The organism is Legionella sp. W10-070, from assembly GCF_900640175.1.
Classification (GTDB): Bacteria; Pseudomonadota; Gammaproteobacteria; order Legionellales; family Legionellaceae; genus Tatlockia.
In genome coordinates, this window is record NZ_CAAAJC010000003.1 from 58,475 (window position 1) to 81,390 (window position 22,916).

Consider the following 22,916-nt stretch of genomic DNA (forward strand, 5'->3'; position numbering starts at 1 on the left):
AGCTTATCAGGGTGGTTTTTCAATCCAATTTCCAGTAACAACCCAAAGCCTATTGCAGGAGATAACAAGCAAAAAACTACAGAAATTATTCCACTCGAAATCATGTCCTCATGAAAACATATTTAAGTGCAGATATTATGTTTTAATAACCACTCGTCAATAACAGATGTTGTTGTTTGAGGATTCTCTATGGGAACATAATGAGCCGCCTTAGGAATAATGCTCAACTCAGCTTTAGGAATTTCTCCAAGCATATGCTCTTGTCTAGCTATATTAATACTTTTATCGTCAGCGCCACGAATTAATAGTGTTGGACAACGGATCTGATTTAAATAACTAAAATGATTGTTACATTCAAGTATGGCATTTAGTTGTCTGATAGCAACATCAGCACCTTGACGACGCATCATGTTTAAGAGATTGATTTTGATATTTTGATTATCCTTATTCACCGCGGATATATCTTGTTCATAATCTGAATTGATATATGTTTCAAAATGACCAGAAGAGATCAGGTGTATATAATTTAATAAATGGTCTTTCGTTGTTTGCTTCAAATAACCTGGTGCTGAAGAAATTAAGACCAATCCCTTACAATAGTTTTCCAAATGATAAAATAGTGATAAAGCAATCCACGCTCCCATGGAAAAGCCAATCAATACGACGTCTTTTCTAATATTTTTGGAAACTGTTTGAGAAAATTTTTCGATTTCTGAACAAGAGCCGACGGATATTATTTCAGCAAGATGATTATTTTTAAATTCTTGCAACATAGGCTTCCACAACATTTCATCACACATCAAACCCGGAATAAGCACTAATTTCGGCATGTTTTTGGAACCTCGTGTTAATTTTTTTAAAATTAAACAAAACATTTAACCAACTTAATTAACGTCATAGCCGGTATATGAGGCATCTCCACTAAAAGTAATGATGTGCGGATTTGGGAAAGAGGCAAAATAACGAATAGCAGAGGAGGATTGAAAAGACGTCGGTATTATTACAATAATAATCAATGGCTTACGCATAATTACGAACCATTGTGAAGTGTTTTAAACTTACTCAATGGTACCGAGAAGAGGACTCGAACCTCCACGGGGTTGCCCCCACTAGCACCTGAAGCTAGCGTGTCTACCAATTCCACCACCTCGGCATAGGTCGCTAAAATACTTAAGATTGGTAATGCTGTCAATAACATTTCGTTAATTATAGCAATTAACAGCAGATTAATTTTTAGGTAAGATGACTTTACTTCAGGATAATCCTCGATGACTCTCTCAGTACAAGGCAGCAAACCATAGGATTTAAAGAGGATTTATATATTTCAGGACGTTATGGGAATTTTAGATTGCGTGCAAAAGCTTATTGATTACTATTTCGCTTTTATACCGAGAAAAAAGCCCGACAGCTTAGCCTTGTCCGAAGCAAAATTTATTGCCCACCGGGGTGCGCACGATAACAATCACACGATTATTGAAAATACGCTCGCTGCCTTTGATCGCGCCCTGAAATTAGGATGCTGGGGAATTGAATTTGATATCCAGGAAACAAGCGATCATATTTTAGTGGTTAATCATGACCCGACTTTAACCCGGCTTTGGGGGAAGAAATTTGCGGTTAAGGATCTCGATTTTCAATCGTTAAGAAAGATGCTTCCTCAGATACCTAGCCTTGATGAGGTAATTCAACGTTATGGTAAAAAAATGCATCTCTTTATCGAGTTGAAAGCCCCGTTTAATGCAGAAGCTATTTTGGAAAAATCGCTGCATGGGCTAACCTCTGGCAAAGATTACCATTTACTCAGTCTGGATGAAGCCATTTTTGCTTCATTCTCCCATTTTCCACGCAAGTGTATGCTGCTGGTTGCCGGACCCAATAATGCTAAAAAATTTTGCCGGCTGAGCCTGCAGAAACATTATGGGGGCGTCCTGGGGCATTATCTGCTAATTACGGATAAGCTGATTAAGCAACTGCAATCGACTGCCAATCAAATCGTTGGCGTAGGCTTTATTGATTCAAAATTCAGCCTGTACCGGGAATTAAACCGCGGGTTGCGCTGGTTATTCAGCAACAATGTTGCCTCCTTGAGTCATCACCTAGGACAACCAAGGGAAGAGAATGCACAAAATTAAAGTGGCATCGATAATTATGCACTGGAATGCAGCAAAAACTTTGCTGCATTCGAGGAAATTTATTGAGGTGAAATCATTTCTTCAGGCTTTACATATTGCTTGAATTGCTCCGCTGTCAGGAAACCTAATTTAACGGCGGCTTCTTGTAAAGAAATATTCTCATGATGGGCGGTTTTGGCAATTTTGGCAGCCTTATCATAACCGATATGCTGATTTAATGCGGTAACCAACATTAACGAATGCTGCAGATAGTAATCAATCCGTGGATGATTTGCCTCCAAACCCTCAACACAGAACACCTGGAATGAATGGCAGGTATCTGCCAGCAGGTTTAAGGAGTGCAGGACATTATAGATTATCACCGGCTTAAATACATTCAATTCAAAATTACCCTGGCTTGCCGCAACAGCAACCGTTGTATCATTGCCAATAACCTGAGCACAAACCATGGTCATCGCCTCACATTGAGTCGGGTTAACCTTGCCCGGCATAATCGAAGAACCGGGCTCATTTTCCGGTAATATCAATTCGCCAAGGCCACATCTTGGGCCTGATCCAAGCCAGCGTACATCGTTAGCTATCTTCATCAGGGCACAAGCCAGGGCTTTCAGCGTGCTATGCGCCATAACCAGGGGCTCATGCGATGCCAAAGCAGCAAATTTGTTGGGGGCGGAAACAAAAGGGAGCTTGGTGATCGCCGCAATATGCCTGGCTGCTTCCTCAGCAAATTTGGGGTGCGTGTTTAACCCGGTACCCACAGCAGTTCCCCCCAAAGCCAGGGCATATAATTCGGGGAGCATTTCTTCACACCGTTGAATGCAGGCATCAAGTTGGGCAACATACGCTGAAAATTCTTGCCCCAAAGTCAAGGGAACAGCATCCTGAAGATGAGTACGGCCGATTTTTACAATGTCTTTAAAGTCCCGCATTTTTACCGCCAGGGCATCTCGCAGGCAACGCACCGCGGGCAACAATTTTTCATTAAAGGCAATAGCCGCAGCAATATGCATTGCCGTTGGAAAGGTATCATTTGAGGATTGCGACATATTGACATGATCATTAGGATGGATGGGAGACTTGCTTCCTTTAGCCCCTCCTGCCATTTCAATCGCACGATTTGAAATGACTTCATTGGCATTCATATTGGATTGTGTTCCACTTCCAGTCTGCCAGACATGCAAAGGAAAATGCTCATCCAGGGAACCAGCAGCCACTTCTTCAGCCGCCTTTATGATTAATTCTGCCTTTTCCCTGGGTAATTTGCCCAAGTCAAGATTGGTGAGCGCAGCAGCCTTTTTCAATATCCCGAAAGCATGAGTCACCTCACGCGGCATGATATCGTGACCGATATTAAAATGATGGAGAGAGCGTTCTGTTTGTGCCCCCCAATATTTATCCGCGGCCACTTCGACTTCCCCCATGCTATCTGTTTCTATACGCAGGCTACTCATTTTCTTATCCTCTTGGCAAAAAATAAATTTTAACACAGCAATCGGGATTAATTAATTTGGCTTTCTAAAAGAGGTAAGGTTCTGTGAACCACCACATAAATTGAACAATTGCTCTACATTTAGATTAAATCTTGACTTTTTGAGTTTTGGATTCTAGCCTTAAAAATTATCAGCTCTATTAGATCAGGGTGAATTTTATGCGGTACCTGGACAAGGTTCAATTCGCTCGTCAGCTTATTATCGAGACACATAAAAAATTTGACGCAAACCAGATATTCCTTGCCAGCTCCTTTGGCAAGGATTCTATTGTGTTAATGCATCTTGCCTTAAGCATCATTCCCAACGTTAACGTGCTGTCTCTTATATCCGACACAGAGTTCCAGGAAACCTATGATTATATTGATAAATTAATCCTGAAATGGAACATAAATTGTAAAAAAATTTATTTTGAGCAAGCTGAGCTTGTCAGGACTAACCCCCAAGCCTGCTGCCGTGATAAAAAGGTTGAAGCAATGCGAGAGGCAATCATAGGAATGGAGTGCTGGTTCAGTGGGATACGCAATACGGAGGGAAAAACAAGAGAAAATATTCAGCCCATTGAATCAGTACAAGGCATAACCAAGATTAATCCCCTCATTTATTTTACCGAACTCGATATCTGGCGGTATATCGCAGTTAATTCCATTGAAGTGCATCCCTTGTACGCAGAGGGCTATCGCAGCTTAGGATGTAAAAATTGTTCACAAAGGGAAATTGACTCTGAAGAAAGTGAACGCGATGGCCGTTGGGGTGGCTTGGACTGTCAGGGAGGAGAATGTGGCATTCACACTGAAATCCTGAAAACGTGATCCCATGCCCAGAGATATTAATATGAAAAAGAGTATCATTGATATTTTACTCAGCAGAGCACGGAACCAGCCTGAAAATACGGCTTATCGGTTTATCGAGTCAAATCAGGTAATAACTCTCTCCTACGGCGACCTCTTTGCCAGGGCGCACTCCCTCTCTTCCCATATCAGACGATACGCAAAGCGGGGTGACAGAGTACTACTGGTATACTCCCCTGGGCTTGAATACATTATTGCCTTTTACGCCTGCCTCCTGGCTAATGTGGTGGCTGTCCCAGTCTATCCGCCTGCCACGGCAGAGTTGATCGAAAAATTGCAGCATATTATTTCCGATGCCAAACCTAAACTTGTTCTTTCATCACAAGACATCGTCAATAAAATTAAACAGTTAAAATGGTTAAAGACACTGAAAAAACTTCCTCTGCTCGATAAATTGGCAACCCGTTACATTGAGAATAAAAAAGCAATCAACATCGACTGGGATTTCGATAATTTCTATTGGCTTGCCACCGATACCCTGACAGCAGAAAAAAATCTGCCGATAGATGAATCACTACTGCCAAACAGCACTGATCTGGCTTTTTTACAGTATACCTCAGGCTCCACAGGAGCGCCCAAGGGGGTAATGGTAACCCATGCCAACATCATCGACAACCAGATGCTTATAAAGAAAGGGTTTGGCTTGCATGAAAAGGACATCGTAGCCAATTGGCTGCCACCTTATCATGACATGGGCTTAATCGGGGCGATTATGCACCCTCTCTATTTAGGGGCAGAAGCTACTTTAATGTCGCCGCTTCAATATATAAAAAAACCGGTTAATTGGTTGAAGATGCTTTCAGACTACCGTGCAACCGCAAGCGGCGGACCTAATTTCGCTTATGCCTTGTGTACCCAAAAAATAACCGAAGAGGAACTGGAAGGTGTTGATTTAAGTCACTGGCGAGTTGCTTTCTGTGGTGCAGAACCAATCAATCACAAGGTGCTTGATTCTTTTGCTTCCCGTTTTGCCGTGGTCGGCTTTAAAAAGGAAGCCCTGCTCCCCTGTTATGGCCTTGCAGAAGCAACGTTGATGGTTAGCTGCGGTCACTATCAAAACTCCCACATCGATGATAATTCATCAGACAAACAACGCGTCAGCTGCGGGGAACTTTATCAAGATGCAATCATTGTTGACCCTGATACACTGCAGGAGAAGAAAGAGGGGGAGACTGGAGAAATTTGGCTCCGTGGCGCGTCGATTGCCGTGGGTTATTGGGACAAGCCAGAACTAACTCAGGCTATTTTTCATGCCTCTACAGCGGGTAAAAAAAAGTCCTTCCTGCGCACCGGTGACTTGGGTTATGTCTGGAAAAATCATTTATATCCTATTGGGCGGATGAAAGACTTAATCATTATTAACGGCATGAATTATTTTTCTGCCGATATTGAAGAAACCGTTGCCGCATCTTGCGGCAATATACGTAAAGGAGGCTGCGCTGCCTTTTCAATTGCGGGTGAAAGTACTGAACGGCTGGTGATAGTTGCCGAGGCGCTCCATACCCCATCCCCCCCTGAACAGCAAGAAATGATAAAAAAGATATATAACAGTATTCTTGCGCAATGGCACATTGAAAGTTATGACATCGTATTAACTGCTTCAAGATGTTTAACAAAAACAACAAGCGGGAAGTTACAACGGTTTAAAATAAAGCAAAAATACCTCGACAAGGAATTGGAGACATCATTTAGTCTGCGTCAAATGCAGGAAAGTACTATACCGCCGACAACAGAGAAAGCACAGACAGAAAAACCAATCGATTACTCCATCATTGAGCAAATAAGTTCTTGTGTTACGCAGGTGTTAGGCCATAGCAGCCGTATAGACACGGCAAGACCACTTTCCGAATTTGGTTTAACGTCAATAAAGGCGATTGAACTTTCGGGTCTATTAGAACAGCGTTTCAATCGGCACATAGAGCCGGCAATTATTTACAACTACCCTACTATTGACCAGTTGGCGCAATTCTTGTCGTCGCCCCCATCGCCATTAATCACTGAATCTGTATTACCTGCTGCTCAATCCCTGCAGAATGAAGTGGCTATCATTGGGATGTCCTGCCGCTTTCCCGGCAATGTCCATAGCCCCAAACAATTTTGGGATTTCCTTATTAACAAAGGAGATGGTATCACTACCGTTCCTTCCAGCCGATGGAAAAACGATGAATTTTATTCAAAAGACCCTGAGGAAGCAGGCAAAATTGGCTCGAAATTTGGCGGTTTCATTACTGAAGTAGAGCAGTTTGATGAGCGTTTTTTTAATATCACCGCAAACGAAGCCAAATTTATCGATCCTCAGCAACGCTTAACTTTACAAGCAGTATGGCATGCTCTTGAGGATGCCGGCATAGCACCGGAAACCTTACGTAACCAAGAGGTAGGGGTATTTATAGGTGCCTCAAGCAGTGATTATGCCAGTTTGTTGCTTAAACAGGGAAATGAACAAATAGGTCCTTACCTGGGTTCTGGCAATGCCCTAAGCGCAATCGCCGGACGGGTAGCCTATGCTTTCGGGTTTCGCGGCCCCTGCATGACCATTGATACCGCCTGTTCTTCCTCGTTAGCGGCGGTACACCAGGCAATAAACGCTATTAAACAGGGGGACTGTACTCTGGCAATTGCCGGAGGGGTTAACCTCATTCTCAATCCCCAGCTATCAATCGCCTTAACCCGGGCAAAAATGCTGTCTCCAGAAGGCCACTGCAAACCTTTTTCGGATGATGCCGACGGCTACGTTCGTAGTGAAGGGGCAGGGTTTGTCGTGCTAAGATCATTAACCGCCGCCGTTCAAAATAAGCATACCATCTCTGCAGTGATCAGAGGCAGCTGCATTAACCAGGATGGGACAAGTAACGGCTTGACCGCTCCCAATGGCCTTGCTCAGGAAGCATTAATCAGAAAAAGCCTGCATCATGCGAAAGTCCCTCCTCAGGAGGTCGACTACATTGAAAGTCATGGTACAGGAACAAAATTAGGGGATCCTATTGAAATTGCCGCCCTGGGTGCAATCTTTTCAAATCAACGCAGTACTCATAATCCTTTAATTATAGGGGCAGTTAAATCAAACATCGGCCATTTGGAGGCAGCAGCAGGAATAGCCGGATTAATCAAAACCGTATTGGTGCTGAAACATAAACTCATTCCCGCCAACTTACACTTGCGCGCTGTCAACCCCCATATTGATACAAAAGGCTTTTCTGTTGTTTTCCCTACAGAAAATTTGCCTTGGAAGAAGGAAAAGGGATTACGCTATGCAGGAGTCAGTTCTTTTGGCTTTACAGGGACAAACGTCCATCTTACCTTATCCGAATATCAATCCGGAAGTGATATGAAAATAATCCGGCCTAAATTGCCCTGTTCGCTACTGACTCTATCAGCAAAAGAAAGTGAAAGCCTGGCTTCATTAAAATCAGCCTATATTGAATTGTTAAAGAATGACCGTACCGAGATGCAGGCCTTATGCAGTAATGCCGCACTAAAAAGGCAACATTTTAAACAACACCGGATAGCAATCTGTGCCGCTGAAAAAGAAGAAATGCTGCATAAATTACAACATTACTCCATGGAGCAAAGATCCCCCCAGGAAGAAAAAATCGCTTTCCTGTTTACCGGACAAGGGGCTCAATACTTAACCATGGGCAAACAGCTATATTCCATTTCCCGGCAATTTCGCACCGTCCTGGAAGAGTGTAGTCTACTGGCAGAAGGGTATCTCAATTTCTCGTTCATTGATGAATTGTTTAATAAGCAAAATGAGGCTTGCTTACACCATACCAAATACCTCCAGCCAATACTGTTTAGCATGGAGTATGCGTTGGCCAAAATGTGGGAGTCCTGGGGAGTAAGGCCCGCTTATGTAGCCGGACATAGCCTGGGAACCTATGCTGCAGCATGCTTTAATAACATCCTTGATCTGCAGGAGGCAATCGAGCTGGTATGCATTCGTGCAGCGTTAATGGAAAAAACACCGGATAATTGCCTAATGGTGGCGTTGACAGCCCCATTAAATACGGTAAGTCAGCTTATTTTAAAACATGCCCTGGGCAAACTGGATATAGCTGCGATCAATACTCCCATACAAACAGTAGTGGCGGGTGATGAACGGCAGATAAACCAGCTGATTGACCTGGCCACACAGGAAAAAATTTCGGCAAGGTTACTCCCCGCAAATCGGGCATTCCATTCGCAGTATATGGACTCTATCCTTGATGAGTTTTATGGGTTGGCAAGCAAGATGAGCTATCGTGCAGGCCATATTCCGCTCATTAATGATTTAACCGGGGAGGTTGTAACAACATTCGATGCGGCTTACCTGAAAAATCAAATTCGTGAACCTGTAAATTTTGCCGCAGTGGCCAGAACGTTGAACGATTCTGGCTGTGGTACCTATCTGGAAATCGGACCTCAGCCCACGCTGTGCAGCTTTGTAAATTATTTTGCCGGAAAAAAGGCAAATTTATTGCCCTCCCTAAGAAAGAACCAACAAGACTGGGTGCAAGTTTCCCAGACATTACAGGCGCTTTACCTTGCCAATTGCAATATAAACTGGGACAAGGTTTATGAGTTCTCCGATATGCCAGAAATCGATCTGCCTTTCTATCCTTTCCTGGCCAACAGGCACTGGATAAATGCTGATACCATCACTTCACCAGTCCGCAAAAAAATAAAATCAATCAGTGACGCCATTAAACATGACCATAAAAAACCAGAAAAGAAAGGGGTTGCCTGGATTAATTTACCTTTAAATGAAAGAAACAAATACCTGCAGGACATTATTGAAACCGAAATCCGCTACGTCAGTGGTTTAGATAAAGCCAAACCCATCAATGTGGAAGACAATTTTTTTGAAATCGGGATTGACTCGCTGATGATTGTGCAATTACTCAATAACCTCAATCATATGCTAAACCAGGCAAACATTTTAATTAAACCGGAGAAAATTACAAATCCCTGCATTAGCTCGGTGATTGCGGTAGTCAATCATTTAATTGACGAGTCCAATAACAAGGAGCCTTTTAATGAGCAACCAGTTTAAACAAGATTTATTTGATAAATGCCTGTCAACATCCGGCAATTTCTCCGAATTTAACAATGACTGCGATCATTATTTTATCGAACCGATTCTCGAGGGAAATCCCGACCGACGCATGCGCTTTAACGGTGAGGAAATGATTGTATGGGCGATTAATGATTATCTTGGGCTTGCGAATAACAAAGAACTCATCGCAACAGCCGCAGCCTCAGCGGCCCGCTATGGCATGTCAGCTCCCATGGGAGCAAGAAAACTAACTGGCACCACAATTCAACATTTGACCCTGGAAAAAGAACTCGCGGATTTTCTGCAAAAACCGAAAGGAGGTCTTTCCAATTACGGTTATTTAGGGGTCATCGGCGCAATCAACGCGGTAGTAAAAGCAGGTGATGCAATTATTATTGATAGCCTGTCCCATTCCTGCATGATTGACGGCGCATTTCTGGCTCAGGCAAGACAACATGCAAAAGTTTATCCCTTTAAGCATAATGACATGAATGATCTTGAGCGCCAACTTGATGCTGCCGCTACCGATTGTGATGGGGGTGCCCTTATTGTGACAGAAGGTGTCTTTGGCATGAGGGGTGATTTGGCAAAGCTAAACGAAATATGTGAATTAAAAAAACAATTCAACGCCAGGTTATTTTTAGATGATGCCCATGGCTTTGGGGTATTGGGTCCAAATGGCCGCGGCACCGCCGAGCACTTGGGTTGTCATGAAGAGGTTGATCTGTATTTTGGTACTTTTGCCAAAGCATTTGTAGGTATTGGGGCAATACTTGCGGGAGAAGAAGAAATAATTTCTCATATTTCTTTTAATTCAAGGACGGATTTATCCTCAAAATCTCTCCCTCTGGCAATGGTTGAAACCTTGCTTAAGACCCTTCAACTGGTAAAAGACAATCGTTTTCGTCAAAAGATGTGGCATAACGCTAAAAAATTACAGCAAGGCTTGCTAGAGTTAGGCTTTAAGTTAGCTTCAACCGAATCGCCTATCACCGCAGTCGTGTTCACTGACAAGCAGTATAATTTGGAGTTGGGTAAAAAAGTATTACAAGCCCTGCGGGATGAATACCATATTTTTACCATAGCCGTCACTTACCCGATAGTTCCCAAAGGAATGATTGTTTTCAGGTTGATTCCCACAGCCAATCATACCGATGAAGACATTGACACAACATTAAATGCCTTTGCCGAATTAAACCAACGCTTTCAATTGACCTAACCGGCTACACTAGCAAGATAAGGACAGCGATGAATACTATGTTTGAGTTTATCAACGAGGTTCCCAGGTCGACTAAAAAAAGGGAAAACGGCATTACCTCGGTAATCGATACAGGATTAGGATTGAAGGCACTTGAGGATCTGCTGGATATAGCCGCAGAGTACATCGACCTGGTTAAATTTGGCTTCGGGACAGCGGTAATTCTCCCCCGGGAGATACTGGAGAAAAAAATTACCCGCCTGCAACAAAAAAATTGTGAAGCCTGTTTAGGCGGAACACTATTTGAAATTGCAGAAAAACAGGGTAGTTTTACCAAATATCTCAAGACCTGTAAGCTTCTGGGGTTAAACTATGTTGAAATATCAGACGGCGCACTGCCCATGAACTATCAAAGAAAGCTCGACTGTATCAAGCAGGCCAGTGATTTTGGTTTCAAAGTATTAAGCGAGGTCGGCAGTAAAGATCCTGAGCTTGATAAAGCGATTGGTATTGAAGAAAAAATCACTATGGTAAACAGCGAGCTTCAAGCCGGCAGTTGGAAAGTGATTATTGAAGCACGCGAATCAGGCACAGTCGGCTTGTTTAATCGTCAGGGAAAAATTAATGATGAACAGTTTGTTGCCCTTACCAGCAAACTGGCAAGCGAACAATTAATATTTGAATCACCGAAAAAATCACAGCAGGCATGGCTAATCAATCAATTGGGAGCAAATGTCAATCTTGGAAATATCGCCCCTGAAGATGTAATCAGCCTTGAATCGTTAAGGCAACAATTAAGAGCAGATACCCTATGTCAATGATTACGGTAGAGTTTGCACTGGGACTTGCCGGAGCAGAAAAGGCAGCAGAGGAAAATCATACTGCAGTCATTGTTGATGTATTAAGAGCCAGTTCTACAATTGTTACCTTGCTTGATAAAGGGATTAAAGCGATCAAGCCAGTCAATTCAACTTACGGCTGGCAAGGCCTGTGCATCGGTGAAAAGAATGGCCAGAAACTAGGAGACTGCCATTTCAATAATTCACCTGCTGAGCTGAGGGAAATACCATTTGATAGTGATGAAATCCTTGCACTCAAAACCACCAATGGTTCGGGCTGTATTATTGCGGCGAAAAGCACAGAGAATCATGTGCTTATTGGTTCTGCGCTCAATGCCAAAGCCTGTGCCATCCTTGCCGGCTCAATTGCAAAGGAGCACAATGGATTTCTAAGCCTCATCCTGGCGGGAAGAAAGGGGCAAATAGCGCTGGATGATTTATACGCCGCATCGATTATCTTCGATAATATACCCTGGCAGAAAACGCTCACAGGCACCATAAAACCCGAACGGGTGGATGACCTGTATCTGGCATTAACAAAGACCGACAGTGCAAAACAGTTATTTAAACTAGGTTATGAGAAAGACGTTTTACTCTGTTCTCAGCAGGATGTTACTCAGACTGTGCCCTGTTATGATGGCGAGTTAATACGCCGCTGGCATCAGTAATAGGCAAAGATAGTTTCTTAGCAAGCACTTAGAATATATACTAAAGCGAAAAATCGATGATGTTGCCATGAGAGAAATTCGTATCTACCAGCCCGGTGAGTATCATTGCGGCCAGCAACTTGAGTTATCCGCAGCAGCAAGCCAGCATGTAGGCATCGTTTTAAGGATGCAGCCAGGTCAGCAAATTACCCTGTTTCCCGGTGATAACCGCGAATTTGAAGCCATTATTTCTTCCGTGCATAAAAAAAAGGTTACCGTCGCCATCATATCAGAACGGTCAGTCGACAGGGAGTCGCCGCGGGGTATCCATTTGGTGCAGGCGGTCTCCAAAGGCGAGCGGATGGAGATAGTCGTACAAAAGGCAGTTGAATTGGGTGTTGCAAGCATTACCCCTTTACTGACAGCACGTTCTGTCGTCAAGCTGGATGCCGGGCGCATGGAAAAAAAACGGGGGCAATGGCAGGCAATAGCCGTTGCCGCCTGCGAACAATCCGGCCGCAATCAGGTGCCTGAGATAAAGCCTGTATGTCATTTAGATAATTACTTAAAACAAAATCATCCCTCCTTTAAGTTAGTGCTTCATCCAGAAATGGCCCAAACCTGGCGAAATTATGAGCTTGCAGAGAATGAGATTACCTTGCTGATAGGCCCGGAAGGCGGATTCAGTGATGAAGAGATCAAGCAAATTTTATCCTTTGATTTTAAACCATTACGCCTAGGCCCCAGGATTTTAAGGACAGAAACAGCGGCAATTAGCGCATTAAGTGTATTGCAAGCTGTGTGGGGTGATCTATAATGGAAAGCATTTACAATTCTAATTAATCGAGGGTGTAATCCATGAGCGCTAATATTAAAACAATTACTGATGCCAGCTTTGATCAGGACGTTTTGCAGTCTGGCAAGCCGGTATTGGTGGATTTTTGGGCAGAATGGTGCGGTCCCTGTCGTGCATTAACGCCAATTTTTGAGGAAGTCGCTGCCAGCCATAGCGACAGTATCACTTTTGCAAAAATTAACATTGATGAAAATCCACAAACTCCTTCCAAATACGGGGTAATGAGTATTCCCACCTTGATTTTATTCAAAAACGGCCAGGTAGAAGCGGTCAAAATGGGCTTGCTTAGTAAATCGCAACTCAGTGCTTTCGTGGAAAGCAATGCTTAACTCTTAACCCTCATAATTATCTCCACACAAGCCGCCAGCCTGTGTTTGCAAAATAGCAGGCATAGCGTTTACCTTGTGTGGAGACAAATTACATGCGGTGATTGTTTCACGGGAAACCAACGTTAGTTTAAATTAAGGGCTAATTGCACCTGACATAAAGTGTTTTTTTAACCGTTGCAATGACTTGCTTGCTTTGATCATAGATGTCTACAGAAAAAACCGGAAAGTGTTTTCTATTGTTTTTTGCCGCTTCCCTTACTTCTTCGAGCTGTTCTTTACTGATGTGAAAGTCAGCATAGACGCGGCTCTTTCCAGGCTTAATGTAATCAATCTCACCCTGTTTATCCCAAACAACATAACCTGGGCCTAATTTGTGAATCAGCATCAGGGCGAAGAAGGGATCAGTCATTGAATACAAACTGCCGCCAAATTGGGTCCGCATATAATTTTTATTGTACCAGCGGTAAGCCATTGAAACGCGGGCAAATGAGAAATCTTTACTTATAGTCTCTACCTTGATGCCAGCACCCCAAAAAGGGGGCCAGCAATTTAATATAATGCGCAAAAAAGTAGCAGATAGTCTCATTGTTTTTCAGGCCTGCTTGCTATTGACAGGGCAGTCACATTTTGTAGTCCTCTTGGGAGGCGATTACCACGCCGCCCTCTTTCGCCTTTATAATGTTCAAGATCGGCTGCCTTAAGCGTAAAATGGCGTTTACCGGCATGAACGGTGATGGTATCGTCTGAAAACAGTACTCGTAAATCTATCAAAAATTCTTCACGCTGTGCCGCCTTTGCAGAAGGGATGCTAATTAGCTTATTGCCCTTCCCGCGACTCAATTCAGGCAATTCCTGTACAGGGAAAATAAGCAAACGGCCAATATTGGTAACACAGGCGACAAGTTGCTTCTCTTTAGCAGTGACTAAACGGGGAGGTAAAACCTGGCTATTCAATGGCAATTTAATACAAGCCTTACCATTACGGTTTTTAACGTATAATTCGCTCACTTTGGTAATAAAGCCATATCCGGCGTCACTTGCCAGGAGAATCCAGTCTTTCGCATCACCACCGACCAGTGCCTCAAACGAGGCACCATCCGAAGGATTTAATTTACCGGTAAGCGGCTCCCCCTGTCCACGGGCAGACGGCAAACTATGTCCAGGCAAATTATAAACCTTCCCTTCGCTATCAAAAAACAATACCTGCTGGTTAGTTCTCGCATTGGTTTGAGCTTTAAACTCATCACCGGCCTTGTAGCTTAGTTCACGCCCATCAACATCATAGCCTTTGGCAGCACGTACCCAGCCTTTTTGAGAGAGAACAACGCTAATTGGTTCATTGGGCAAAATATCTTCTTCTTTCAATGCCTGGGAATCCTGACGTGCAACCAGGGGTGAGCGCCTGGGATCACCAAATTGCCCTTTATCTGCGATAATCTCATCTTTGACCAAATTTCTCAGCCGCTTTTCATCGGCCAAAATAGCCTGTAGCGAATCACGCTCTGCGCTTAACTCCTGCAGCTCACCCCGTAATTTGATTTCCTCAAGCTTTGCAAGATGGCGTAACTTTATTTCCAGGATGGCCTCAGCCTGCCTTTCACTTAGCTCAAAACGCAGCATCAAACTTTCTTTGGGGTTATCCTGCTCGCGGATAATGGCAATCACCTCATCGATATTCAAAAAGGCGGTGATTAGACCCTCTAACACATGGATACGTTCAAGCACTTTCGCCAAACGATGCTGTAATCGCCTCTCAACCGTTGCCAGACGGTAAACCAGCCACTCATTAAGGATGGTTAAAAGCCCTTTAACCCGCGGCTTGCCATCCAGACCTATCATGTTGAAATTAACCCGGTAGCTGCGCTCTAAATCGGTAGTAGCAAAAAGGTGCGACATCAGACTATCGCTACCAACGCGGCTGGAACGTGGGATGATAACCAGGCGTGTAGGATGCTCATGATCCGATTCATCGCGCAGATCTTCAATCATCGGTAACTTTTTCTGCTGCATCTGGGCTGCTATTTGCTCCAGTATTTTTGCCCCGGAAACCTGATAAGGAAGCGCAGTAATCACAATACCCTGCTTTTCCTGATGGAAAATTGCCCGCATCTTGACAGAGCCGTTTCCCGTTTCATAGATGTTGCGAAGCGCGCTAAGCGGTGTGATGATCTCAGCTGCGGTTGGGAAATCAGGCGCCTGAACAAATGCGAAAACAGCATCCAGGTCAGCGTCCGGATTATCCAGTAAATGAATACAGGCATCGGCAACTTCGCTTAAATTATGCGGCAAAATATCTGCAGCCATCCCAACCGCAATGCCTGTCGCTCCATTGAGAAGCACATTGGGTAGTCTGGCTGGTAATAACGAAGGTTCCTGCAGGGTGCCGTCAAAATTATCCACCCAATCGACAGTCCCTTGCTGGAGTTCAGACAAAAGCACGTCAGCATAGGCAGACAATCGTGCCTCCGTATAACGCATCGCGGCAAATGATTTAGGGTCGTCGGGGGAACCCCAGTTACCCTGGCCATCAACAAAAGGGTAGCGATAAGAAAAAGGCTGCGCCATAAGCACCATCGCCTCATAACAGGCGGAGTCACCATGAGGATGGAATTTACCCAACACATCACCGACCGTCCTGGCCGATTTTTTATATTTGGCGGTTGCTTTCAAACCCAATTCGGACATCGCATAAACAATGCGTCGTTGAACTGGCTTTAAACCATCAGCAATATGGGGCAAAGCCCTGTCGAGAATGACATACATTGAGTAATCAAGATAGGCTTTTTCAGTAAACTCCGTCAGCGGTTTAGATTCTATGGTATCGTTCATAACTTTAAAATTCATACTGGTCTGCAATGGCTTGTGCGAGTTGATTGTATTGAAAGTCATTCTAGCAAGTATTTACAACTATCGCGAAATATTCAAAGAGTAAAAATAACTAAACAGCGGTTAATGCATTGACTCACTTATTTTGTCCCATTACATTTATATAGACCCAACCCCCAAGCCCGCCAATTAATTAACCAGCGCTTACATTGCAAGTATTTCTGACTGCTGATTATGCATAACACTTGAGATGCCTAACTGAACATTGGGGACTGATTCCATTGTCAATGTTAAATTAGGATTGGAGGATTTTTGTAAAACAAAATAATTATCTCCTAAAGAAGGGGCGCTATTTTGTAAACCTGGCTCAGCCCCTAACTCTTTAAACATGTCCAATGACATTTTTTTTCCTACCACGGTAAAACCACACTCACCAACAAATGGAATAACTTCGTCAGGCGGTAAAGTCAGTTTATACATCTCATTGGTTTTTTTAAGCGCTTGCTGTGATAATTGATTAAACGATTTATTTTTATTAGAAAAACTAATAATAACGTCCTCTTCTTCATTTAATAACTGAAAGAGTGTATTTAACAGCTTGCGATTTTCCTCTTTAGTTAAATACATTGTTAATCCTTCGATGACGAAAATTTTCTTCTTTTTAAGCGAGCCATGTTCTAACAGAATTGACCCCAACCCATCTTTGGCTACATCGCATTCAATAAATTGAATATTAGAGCCTGGTTGTTTATGTATAGGAGGTAATGTTTTTAAGGCATTTAACTTTGTTTGTCTTGTTGCTCCGTGGTCTAATTCAAAAAAGTTTACATTTGGAAATTTCAACGAAAGCATATAAGAGCGTATATCATAACCTCTACCCAAATAAATGACTTCCTGAACATCGTTTTCCACAATATTTTTTTCCAGGCTCGTTTTAATAAAATATTTTCTCATCATTTTGTGTAAGTCATAGCCATCAGAAATAGTTTTATTAAAAAAGAAGCGCTGTGCTGAATAGGGCAAACTACTTATAAGTGATTCAAGAAACCAAAGAGGGTAATCATTTTCAGATTTAATCGCGGTTTTTAAAATATGTTTGGCGATACTTAGTTCTTGCTGGCCAAATAACTCTCTGTAGCCACTTTCTAAAGCTACTATAAAACCAGATAGAACCGATAATGCAGTGATACTATTACTTTGCTGAGGAGTTAAGAGGGGCATTTCTATATCCTTATGAAAAAAACAGGGTAGAAAATATTAAAGTAATATACAAGACTTAGCTCGTCAGTTCGCCAGGAGCAGTGGTGACACCAACTTAAACCTTGTATACAAAGCCTCAAGCAACACCTTCTTGAGTTCGAGGAAAAACGGCGGAAAATACCCCACCTGAGACAGGGTTCGGCACATAAAGAGTGGACAGTAGGCTCTGATGCCCGCAGATAACATCGCTAAAATTTACGGTGACTCGTTAAATTCATAATACTTAACATCTTTTATGGCACTTGTCGTTTATTTTAACCAGACTGTGGATACTTTTGTATACATTTTTTATTGCAATCAATAAATTATTTTATCTTATTGATTATAAATCAATTTTTTAAAGAAAGGCTTGGTTTTTTATCTGCTTTAATTGTGGATAACTTTGTTAATACTATATGAACAGGATATTGGCTGGCTTGTTATCCTGGTTGATATGGACGGCCGCACAGGCTGCCGGACCGTTGTGGACTGTCGTTGCTGCACCGGGAAGCAATACTACCCAAACGGTTCCAGAAAACAACACCTCGACCGTGCAGTATGTTGAACAGAATCAGTCTGGCAGCCAAAACAATTAGTGATTCAACCAATACCCGGGATTACTCAAACGACACCCTGTCAATTGGCACCCGGAGGCCAGGTCGGAAGCAGCTGCCCCTTAAGCCTTGCCATTACCGGAAGTAAACTGCCTGCAGGAGGCATTCATGGCGGCCCGGCACTGTGTCAGGCGAATGCGGACGGCAGCCCTAACCCAAGCCAGTGTTACCAGCCAAGTGCGGCTTATATTTTGAATATTAGCAAAGGAGCACCAGAGCAGGCATCAATTGCAGTGAGTCCTGCCACCCTTGACTTGGTAGCCGATAGTGGCACGCCGGGTTTCTTAACTATTACCAATAATTCAACCCTTATTACGGCACAGAATGTTCAGGCAACACTACCGGCAAGTTGGGCGGATGTGGCTCAGGATGCCAACAACTACACTGTCATTTCATTAGCTGAGAATTAAACACGTTTGATGGTAAAACTTCTCTTGACTGCATCCAATAGTTTTCGATAAGGCTGGTAGCCGACAGCCAATTAAGCCAGCTTGTTATTAAGCTGGCTTAATTGGGTTTTACTTCATATGCTTGCGTATTTTTTGAATTGCACGTATCTGGGCTACAGCACGCGCCAGCTCTGCAGCAGCCTTTGAATAATCCAGGTCAGCCGCTTTACTGGTTATAGCCTCTTCTGCCCTTGCTTTAGCGGCAAGGGCTGCGGCTTCATCAAGATCTTCGGCACGCTCGACAGCATCAGCCAGAACAGTAACGTAATATGGCTGAACCTCCAGCATCCCGCCAGAGACATAATAAACTTCCTGGCCCCCTCCCTGGAGGGTCACACGAATTTCACCAGGTCTCAGCATGGTCAGCAAAGGAGCATGTCCAGGCACAATACCAATTTCCCCTAGCTCACCGGTTGCTACAACCATCTCGACGACACCAGAAAAAATTTCCTGCTCAGCGCTCACGATATCCAGGTGCGTTGTTATTGCCATGTCTGTTTGCCTCATAGAGTTTTAGCTTTGGCAACAGCTTCCTCGATGCTACCGACCATATAAAACGCCTGCTCAGGCAAATCATCATATTCACCGGCAAGGATCCCCTGGAAACCTTTAATCGTATCTTTCAATGACACATACTTACCAGGCGCGCCGGTAAATACTTCAGCAACGAAAAATGGCTGCGACAGGAAACGTTGGATTTTACGTGCACGCGAAACTACACGCTTATCCTCTTCTGAAAGCTCATCCATACCGAGAATTGCAATAATATCTTTCAATTCCTTATAACGCTGCAGTGTCTGCTGCACACGACGGGCAGTATCATAATGTTCCTGACCGACAATAAGGGGATCTAACTGACGAGAGGTAGAATCCAAAGGATCAACTGCAGGATAAATACCTAACTCGGCAATCTGACGTGACAACACCACTGTTGCATCCAAGTGAGCAAAGGTGGTTGCAGGTGAAGGATCGGTCAAGTCGTCCGCAGGAACGTATACCGCCTGGATAGAGGTAATAGAACCTGTCTTGGTAGAGGTAATCCGCTCTTGCAGCATACCCATTTCTTCCGCCAATGTAGGCTGATACCCTACTGCTGATGGCATACGGCCAAGTAATGCGGAAACTTCAACCCCGGCCAGCGTGTACCGGTAGATGTTATCGATAAACAACAATACATCACGGCCTTCATCACGGAATTTTTCCGCCATGGTCAGACCAGTCAAGGCTACCCGCAAACGGTTTCCAGGCGGCTCATTCATCTGTCCATAAACAAGAGAAACCTTGTCAAGTACGTTAGAATCCTTCATTTCATGATAGAAGTCGTTCCCTTCCCGAGTACGCTCACCGACTCCGGCAAATACCGAGTAACCACTGTGCTCAATCGCAATATTACGGATTAGTTCCATCATGTTAACGGTTTTACCTACACCCGCACCACCAAACAGACCAACCTTACCACCTTTTGCGAAGGGACATAACAAGTCAATTACTTTGATACCGGTTTCCAAAAGCTCCTGACTACCTGCCTGCTCCTCATAGCTTGGGGCTTCACGATGGATAGCCCAATGTTCTTCAGCGTCAATAGGACCTGCCTCATCTACAGGCCGACCAAGAACATCCATGATGCGTCCCAGGGTCTTTTTACCAACTGGTACCTGAATCGCCTTTCCTGTGTTTTCAGCTTTAACACCCCGCTTTAAGCCCTCAGTACTGCCCATGGCAATAGTACGAACAACACCATCACCTAACTGCTGTTGCACCTCAAATACCAAATCTCCCTCAACAAGTTTCAGTGCATCCTTTACTTTGGGAACACTATCGCGGGGAAACTCGACGTCCACAACCGCATTAATTACTTCAACTACTGTTCCTAGACTCATGATATACCCTCTTATAAAGCGGCCGCACCACCGACAATTTCTGCCAACTCCTGAGTAATAGCAGCCTGCCGGGCTTTGTTGTAAGCCAATTGAAATTCTTTAATTAATTCACCTGCATTGTCAGTCGCGCTCTTCATGGCGATCATTTTAGCCGCTTGCTCACAGGCAATATTTTCAACAACACCTTGATACGCCTGAAGCTCAATATAACGCTCCAACAAACCATCCAATAATTCCTTGGCATCAGGCTCGTAAATGTAATCCCAGTGGTGGCCCAGGGACTTACTGTCTTCTTCAGCTACTGGTAATGGCAGCAACTGTTTCATTGCTGGTTTTTGGGTCATCGTATTAACAAATTCATTGTATACGATATGCAAGGCATCGATTTCGCCCTCATAAAAGGCATCCAGCATCACCTTCACCACGCCAATCAAATCTTTAACGCCTGGTTTATCCCCAAGCTGATCGACAGAAGCAACCACCCGTCCGCCTACCCGCTTGAAAAATGCCTGACCTTTCCGGCCAATAACACAGACATCGATTTCCTTACCCTCATGCTGCCATTGGCGCATGGTAGTAATTGTTTCTCGCAATAAATTGGCATTTAAGCCACCACATAATCCGCGGTCACTTGTAACCACGATAATACCAACACGTTTTATTTCACGATGAATCATAAAAGGGTGACGGTATTCTGAGGTTGCACGTGCAATGTGTCTGACAACATCATAAATCTTGGTTGCATAGGGCTTGGACGCACGCATCCTGTCTTGTGTCTTGCGCATCTTGCTTGCCGCAACCATTTCCATCGCCCGGGTTATCTTCTGCGTGTTTTTAATACTCGCAATTTTTGAACGGATCTCTTTTGCTCCAGCCATATCTTGCTCGCCTTTAACTGGCAGAAGGCAAGCTACCTCGCCATCTGCCTAATCGGTTATGCCAACCTTAAGTGGCTTCTAATTACCAGCTTCCAGTACGCTTAAACTCTTCCACAGCACCTTTCAATTGGGACTCAATCTCATGATCATAGGCTCCTTCCTCATTGATTTTACCCAGGAGAGCAGCATGGGAAGAATGCATGTAGCCATGGAGGGCCGCTTCAAAAGCACTAACTTCAGCAACCGGGACATCATCAAGAAAGCCTTTTTCCACTACGAAAAGAGAAACCGCCATCTCAGCCACCGATAAAGGGGAGTATTGCTTTTGTTTCATCAGTTCCGTAATACGCTGCCCACGCTCCAACTGCTTGCGAGTTGCATCATCCAAATCGGAAGCAAATTGTGAAAAGGCTTCCAACTCACGATACTGCGCAAGCGCAAGGCGGGTACCGCCACCAAGTTTCTTCATGATTTTGGTTTGTGCAGCACCACCTACCCTTGATACAGACAAGCCTGAGTTAATTGCTGGTCGCACACCGGAGTTAAATAAATCAACATCAAGGAAAATCTGGCCATCCGTAATGGAAATTACGTTGGTCGGTACGAACGCCGAGACGTCGCCAGCTTGTGTTTCAATAATTGGCAATGCGGTAAGCGAACCAGTCTTCCCTTTCACTTCACCATTTGTTAATTTCTCTACTTCCTTGGCATTGATTCTTGCAGCTCGCTCAAGCAAGCGTGAATGCAGATAGAAAATATCGCCCGGATAGGCTTCACGTCCTGGCGGACGGCGCAATAGCAGCGAAATCTGCCGATAAGCCCAAGCCTGTTTGGTTAAATCATCATAAACAATCAGCGCATCTTCACCGCGCTCCATGAAATATTCGCCCATCGCGCAACCGGCATAAGGCGCAATGAACTGCAATGCTGCAGAATCGGCAGCACCGGCTACAACGACAATGGTATGCTCCATCGCGCCATGCTCTTCCAGTTTGCGTACAATTGCTGCTACAGAAGAGGCTTTCTGGCCTACGGCAACATAGATACATTTTACCCCGGTACCCTTCTGGTTGATGATGGCATCGATGGCGATAGCTGTTTTGCCGGTTTGACGATCGCCGATAATTAATTCACGTTGTCCCCGACCGACAGGAATCATGGCATCTATTGCCTTCAACCCTGTCTGTACTGGCTGATCCACTGATTGGCGGGAAATAACGCCTGGCGCCACTTTTTCGATTGGAGACATTTTCTCTGTCTGAATAGGGCCTTTACCATCAATGGGGTTACCCAGGGCATCTACGACACGACCTAAAAGGCTCTTGCCAACGGGAACTTCAAGGATACGGCCCGTACACTTTCCTTTTTCACCTTCGGCAAGGCCAGAGTAATCGCCGAGGATTACCGCTCCGACAGAATCACGTTCAAGGTTTAAGGCAAGTCCGTAAACGCCGCCGGGAAACTCAATCATTTCTCCCTGCATGACATCAGCCAAACCATGAAGACGCACAATGCCGTCTTTCAGGCTGACAATAGTTCCTTCGTTCCTGGCTTCAGAAACAACACCAAACTGTTCTATTTTCTTTTTAATTAATTCACTGATTTCAGATGGGTTTAACGCTATTTGTTCTGACATGAAATCTATCCTCTCTG

General features: G+C 44.1%; 19 protein-coding genes and 1 tRNA gene. 10 read left to right on the plus strand and 10 right to left on the minus strand.

Annotated elements, in window-relative coordinates:
- Positions 1-122 precede the first annotated feature (122 nt).
- On the minus strand, positions 123-830 hold the full coding sequence (locus tag E1O65_RS02025; protein ID WP_165474876.1) for an alpha/beta hydrolase: 708 nt from the start codon (positions 828-830) through the stop codon (positions 123-125).
- Positions 831-1,066: 236 nt separating this feature from the next.
- A tRNA-Leu gene (locus E1O65_RS02030) sits at positions 1,067-1,153 on the minus strand.
- A gap of 181 nt (positions 1,154-1,334) precedes the next feature.
- On the opposite strand from E1O65_RS02030, the gene E1O65_RS02035 reads away from it, so the two are divergent.
- Positions 1,335-2,132 carry a glycerophosphodiester phosphodiesterase family protein gene (locus E1O65_RS02035; protein WP_133131933.1) on the plus strand — a complete coding sequence of 266 codons (798 nt, stop codon included), beginning with the start codon at positions 1,335-1,337 and terminating at the stop codon, positions 2,130-2,132.
- Between the two features lie 59 nt (positions 2,133-2,191).
- Here E1O65_RS02035 and fumC read toward each other — a convergent pair whose 3' ends face one another.
- Complete coding sequence (fumC, locus tag E1O65_RS02040) at positions 2,192-3,583, minus strand: class II fumarate hydratase (protein ID WP_133131934.1); 1,392 nt, start codon at positions 3,581-3,583, stop codon at positions 2,192-2,194.
- A 197-nt stretch (positions 3,584-3,780) separates the two neighbouring features.
- Here fumC and E1O65_RS02045 point away from each other — a divergent pair, with 197 nt between their 5' ends.
- The 7 genes from E1O65_RS02045 to trxA all read left to right on the plus strand — a co-directional run bounded on the left by E1O65_RS02045 (position 3,781) and on the right by trxA (position 13,377).
- Positions 3,781-4,431 (plus strand): phosphoadenylyl-sulfate reductase, encoded by a 651-nt coding sequence (locus E1O65_RS02045; RefSeq protein ID WP_133131935.1) that lies wholly within the window; start codon positions 3,781-3,783, stop codon positions 4,429-4,431.
- A 22-nt stretch (positions 4,432-4,453) separates the two neighbouring features.
- Positions 4,454-9,505 carry a type I polyketide synthase gene (locus tag E1O65_RS02050; RefSeq protein ID WP_165474877.1) on the plus strand — a complete coding sequence of 1,684 codons (5,052 nt, stop codon included), beginning with the start codon at positions 4,454-4,456 and terminating at the stop codon, positions 9,503-9,505.
- A complete protein-coding gene (locus E1O65_RS02055; RefSeq protein ID WP_133131937.1) occupies positions 9,489-10,727 on the plus strand; it encodes a pyridoxal phosphate-dependent aminotransferase family protein in 1,239 nt (412 codons plus the stop codon). The genes E1O65_RS02050 and E1O65_RS02055 overlap by 17 nt, the downstream gene beginning before the upstream one ends.
- Positions 10,728-10,756: 29 nt before the next feature.
- A complete protein-coding gene (locus E1O65_RS02060) occupies positions 10,757-11,527 on the plus strand; it encodes a phosphosulfolactate synthase (RefSeq protein ID WP_133131938.1) in 771 nt (256 codons plus the stop codon).
- Positions 11,518-12,213, plus strand: coding sequence for a 2-phosphosulfolactate phosphatase (locus E1O65_RS02065; protein WP_133131939.1), 696 nt, complete (start codon positions 11,518-11,520; stop codon positions 12,211-12,213). Before E1O65_RS02060 ends, E1O65_RS02065 begins: the two co-directional genes overlap by 10 nt.
- A gap of 67 nt (positions 12,214-12,280) precedes the next feature.
- Positions 12,281-13,009, plus strand: coding sequence for a 16S rRNA (uracil(1498)-N(3))-methyltransferase (locus E1O65_RS02070; protein WP_133131940.1), 729 nt, complete (start codon positions 12,281-12,283; stop codon positions 13,007-13,009).
- A gap of 41 nt (positions 13,010-13,050) precedes the next feature.
- Entirely contained in the window at positions 13,051-13,377 is a 327-nt protein-coding gene (gene trxA / locus E1O65_RS02075; protein WP_133131941.1) for a thioredoxin, read from the plus strand.
- Between the two features lie 139 nt (positions 13,378-13,516).
- Here the strand turns inward: trxA and E1O65_RS02080 are convergent, their stop codons facing one another.
- The 3 genes from E1O65_RS02080 to E1O65_RS02090 all read right to left on the minus strand — a co-directional run bounded on the left by E1O65_RS02080 (position 13,517) and on the right by E1O65_RS02090 (position 17,424).
- Positions 13,517-13,963 carry a DUF4442 domain-containing protein gene (locus tag E1O65_RS02080; protein WP_133131942.1) on the minus strand — a complete coding sequence of 149 codons (447 nt, stop codon included), beginning with the start codon at positions 13,961-13,963 and terminating at the stop codon, positions 13,517-13,519.
- Positions 13,960-16,206 (minus strand): DNA topoisomerase IV subunit A, encoded by a 2,247-nt coding sequence (parC, locus tag E1O65_RS02085; RefSeq protein ID WP_133132004.1) that lies wholly within the window; start codon positions 16,204-16,206, stop codon positions 13,960-13,962. Before parC ends, E1O65_RS02080 begins: the two co-directional genes overlap by 4 nt.
- Before the next feature lie 201 nt (positions 16,207-16,407).
- A complete protein-coding gene (locus E1O65_RS02090; protein ID WP_133131943.1) occupies positions 16,408-17,424 on the minus strand; it encodes a class I SAM-dependent methyltransferase in 1,017 nt (338 codons plus the stop codon).
- A gap of 434 nt (positions 17,425-17,858) precedes the next feature.
- Here E1O65_RS02090 and E1O65_RS02095 point away from each other — a divergent pair, with 434 nt between their 5' ends.
- Complete coding sequence (locus E1O65_RS02095) at positions 17,859-18,038, plus strand: hypothetical protein (RefSeq protein WP_133131944.1); 180 nt, start codon at positions 17,859-17,861, stop codon at positions 18,036-18,038.
- Positions 18,038-18,466: a hypothetical protein gene (locus E1O65_RS02100; protein WP_133131945.1), complete on the plus strand. Its 429-nt coding sequence runs from the start codon at positions 18,038-18,040 to the stop codon at positions 18,464-18,466. The genes E1O65_RS02095 and E1O65_RS02100 overlap by 1 nt, the downstream gene beginning before the upstream one ends.
- A 108-nt stretch (positions 18,467-18,574) precedes the next feature.
- Here the strand turns inward: E1O65_RS02100 and E1O65_RS02105 are convergent, their stop codons facing one another.
- The 4 genes from E1O65_RS02105 to atpA all read right to left on the minus strand — a co-directional run bounded on the left by E1O65_RS02105 (position 18,575) and on the right by atpA (position 22,899).
- Positions 18,575-18,997 carry a F0F1 ATP synthase subunit epsilon gene (locus E1O65_RS02105; protein ID WP_133131946.1) on the minus strand — a complete coding sequence of 141 codons (423 nt, stop codon included), beginning with the start codon at positions 18,995-18,997 and terminating at the stop codon, positions 18,575-18,577.
- A gap of 11 nt (positions 18,998-19,008) precedes the next feature.
- The gene (gene atpD, locus E1O65_RS02110) at positions 19,009-20,385 is read right to left on the minus strand and encodes a F0F1 ATP synthase subunit beta (protein WP_133131947.1); all 1,377 of its coding nucleotides are present in this window, start codon (positions 20,383-20,385) and stop codon (positions 19,009-19,011) included.
- A gap of 11 nt (positions 20,386-20,396) precedes the next feature.
- Positions 20,397-21,263, minus strand: a complete 867-nt coding sequence (gene atpG / locus E1O65_RS02115; protein ID WP_133131948.1) for a F0F1 ATP synthase subunit gamma — start codon at positions 21,261-21,263, stop codon at positions 20,397-20,399.
- Between the two features lie 82 nt (positions 21,264-21,345).
- Positions 21,346-22,899 (minus strand): F0F1 ATP synthase subunit alpha, encoded by a 1,554-nt coding sequence (gene atpA, locus E1O65_RS02120; protein WP_133131949.1) that lies wholly within the window; start codon positions 22,897-22,899, stop codon positions 21,346-21,348.
- Positions 22,900-22,916 lie beyond the last annotated feature (17 nt).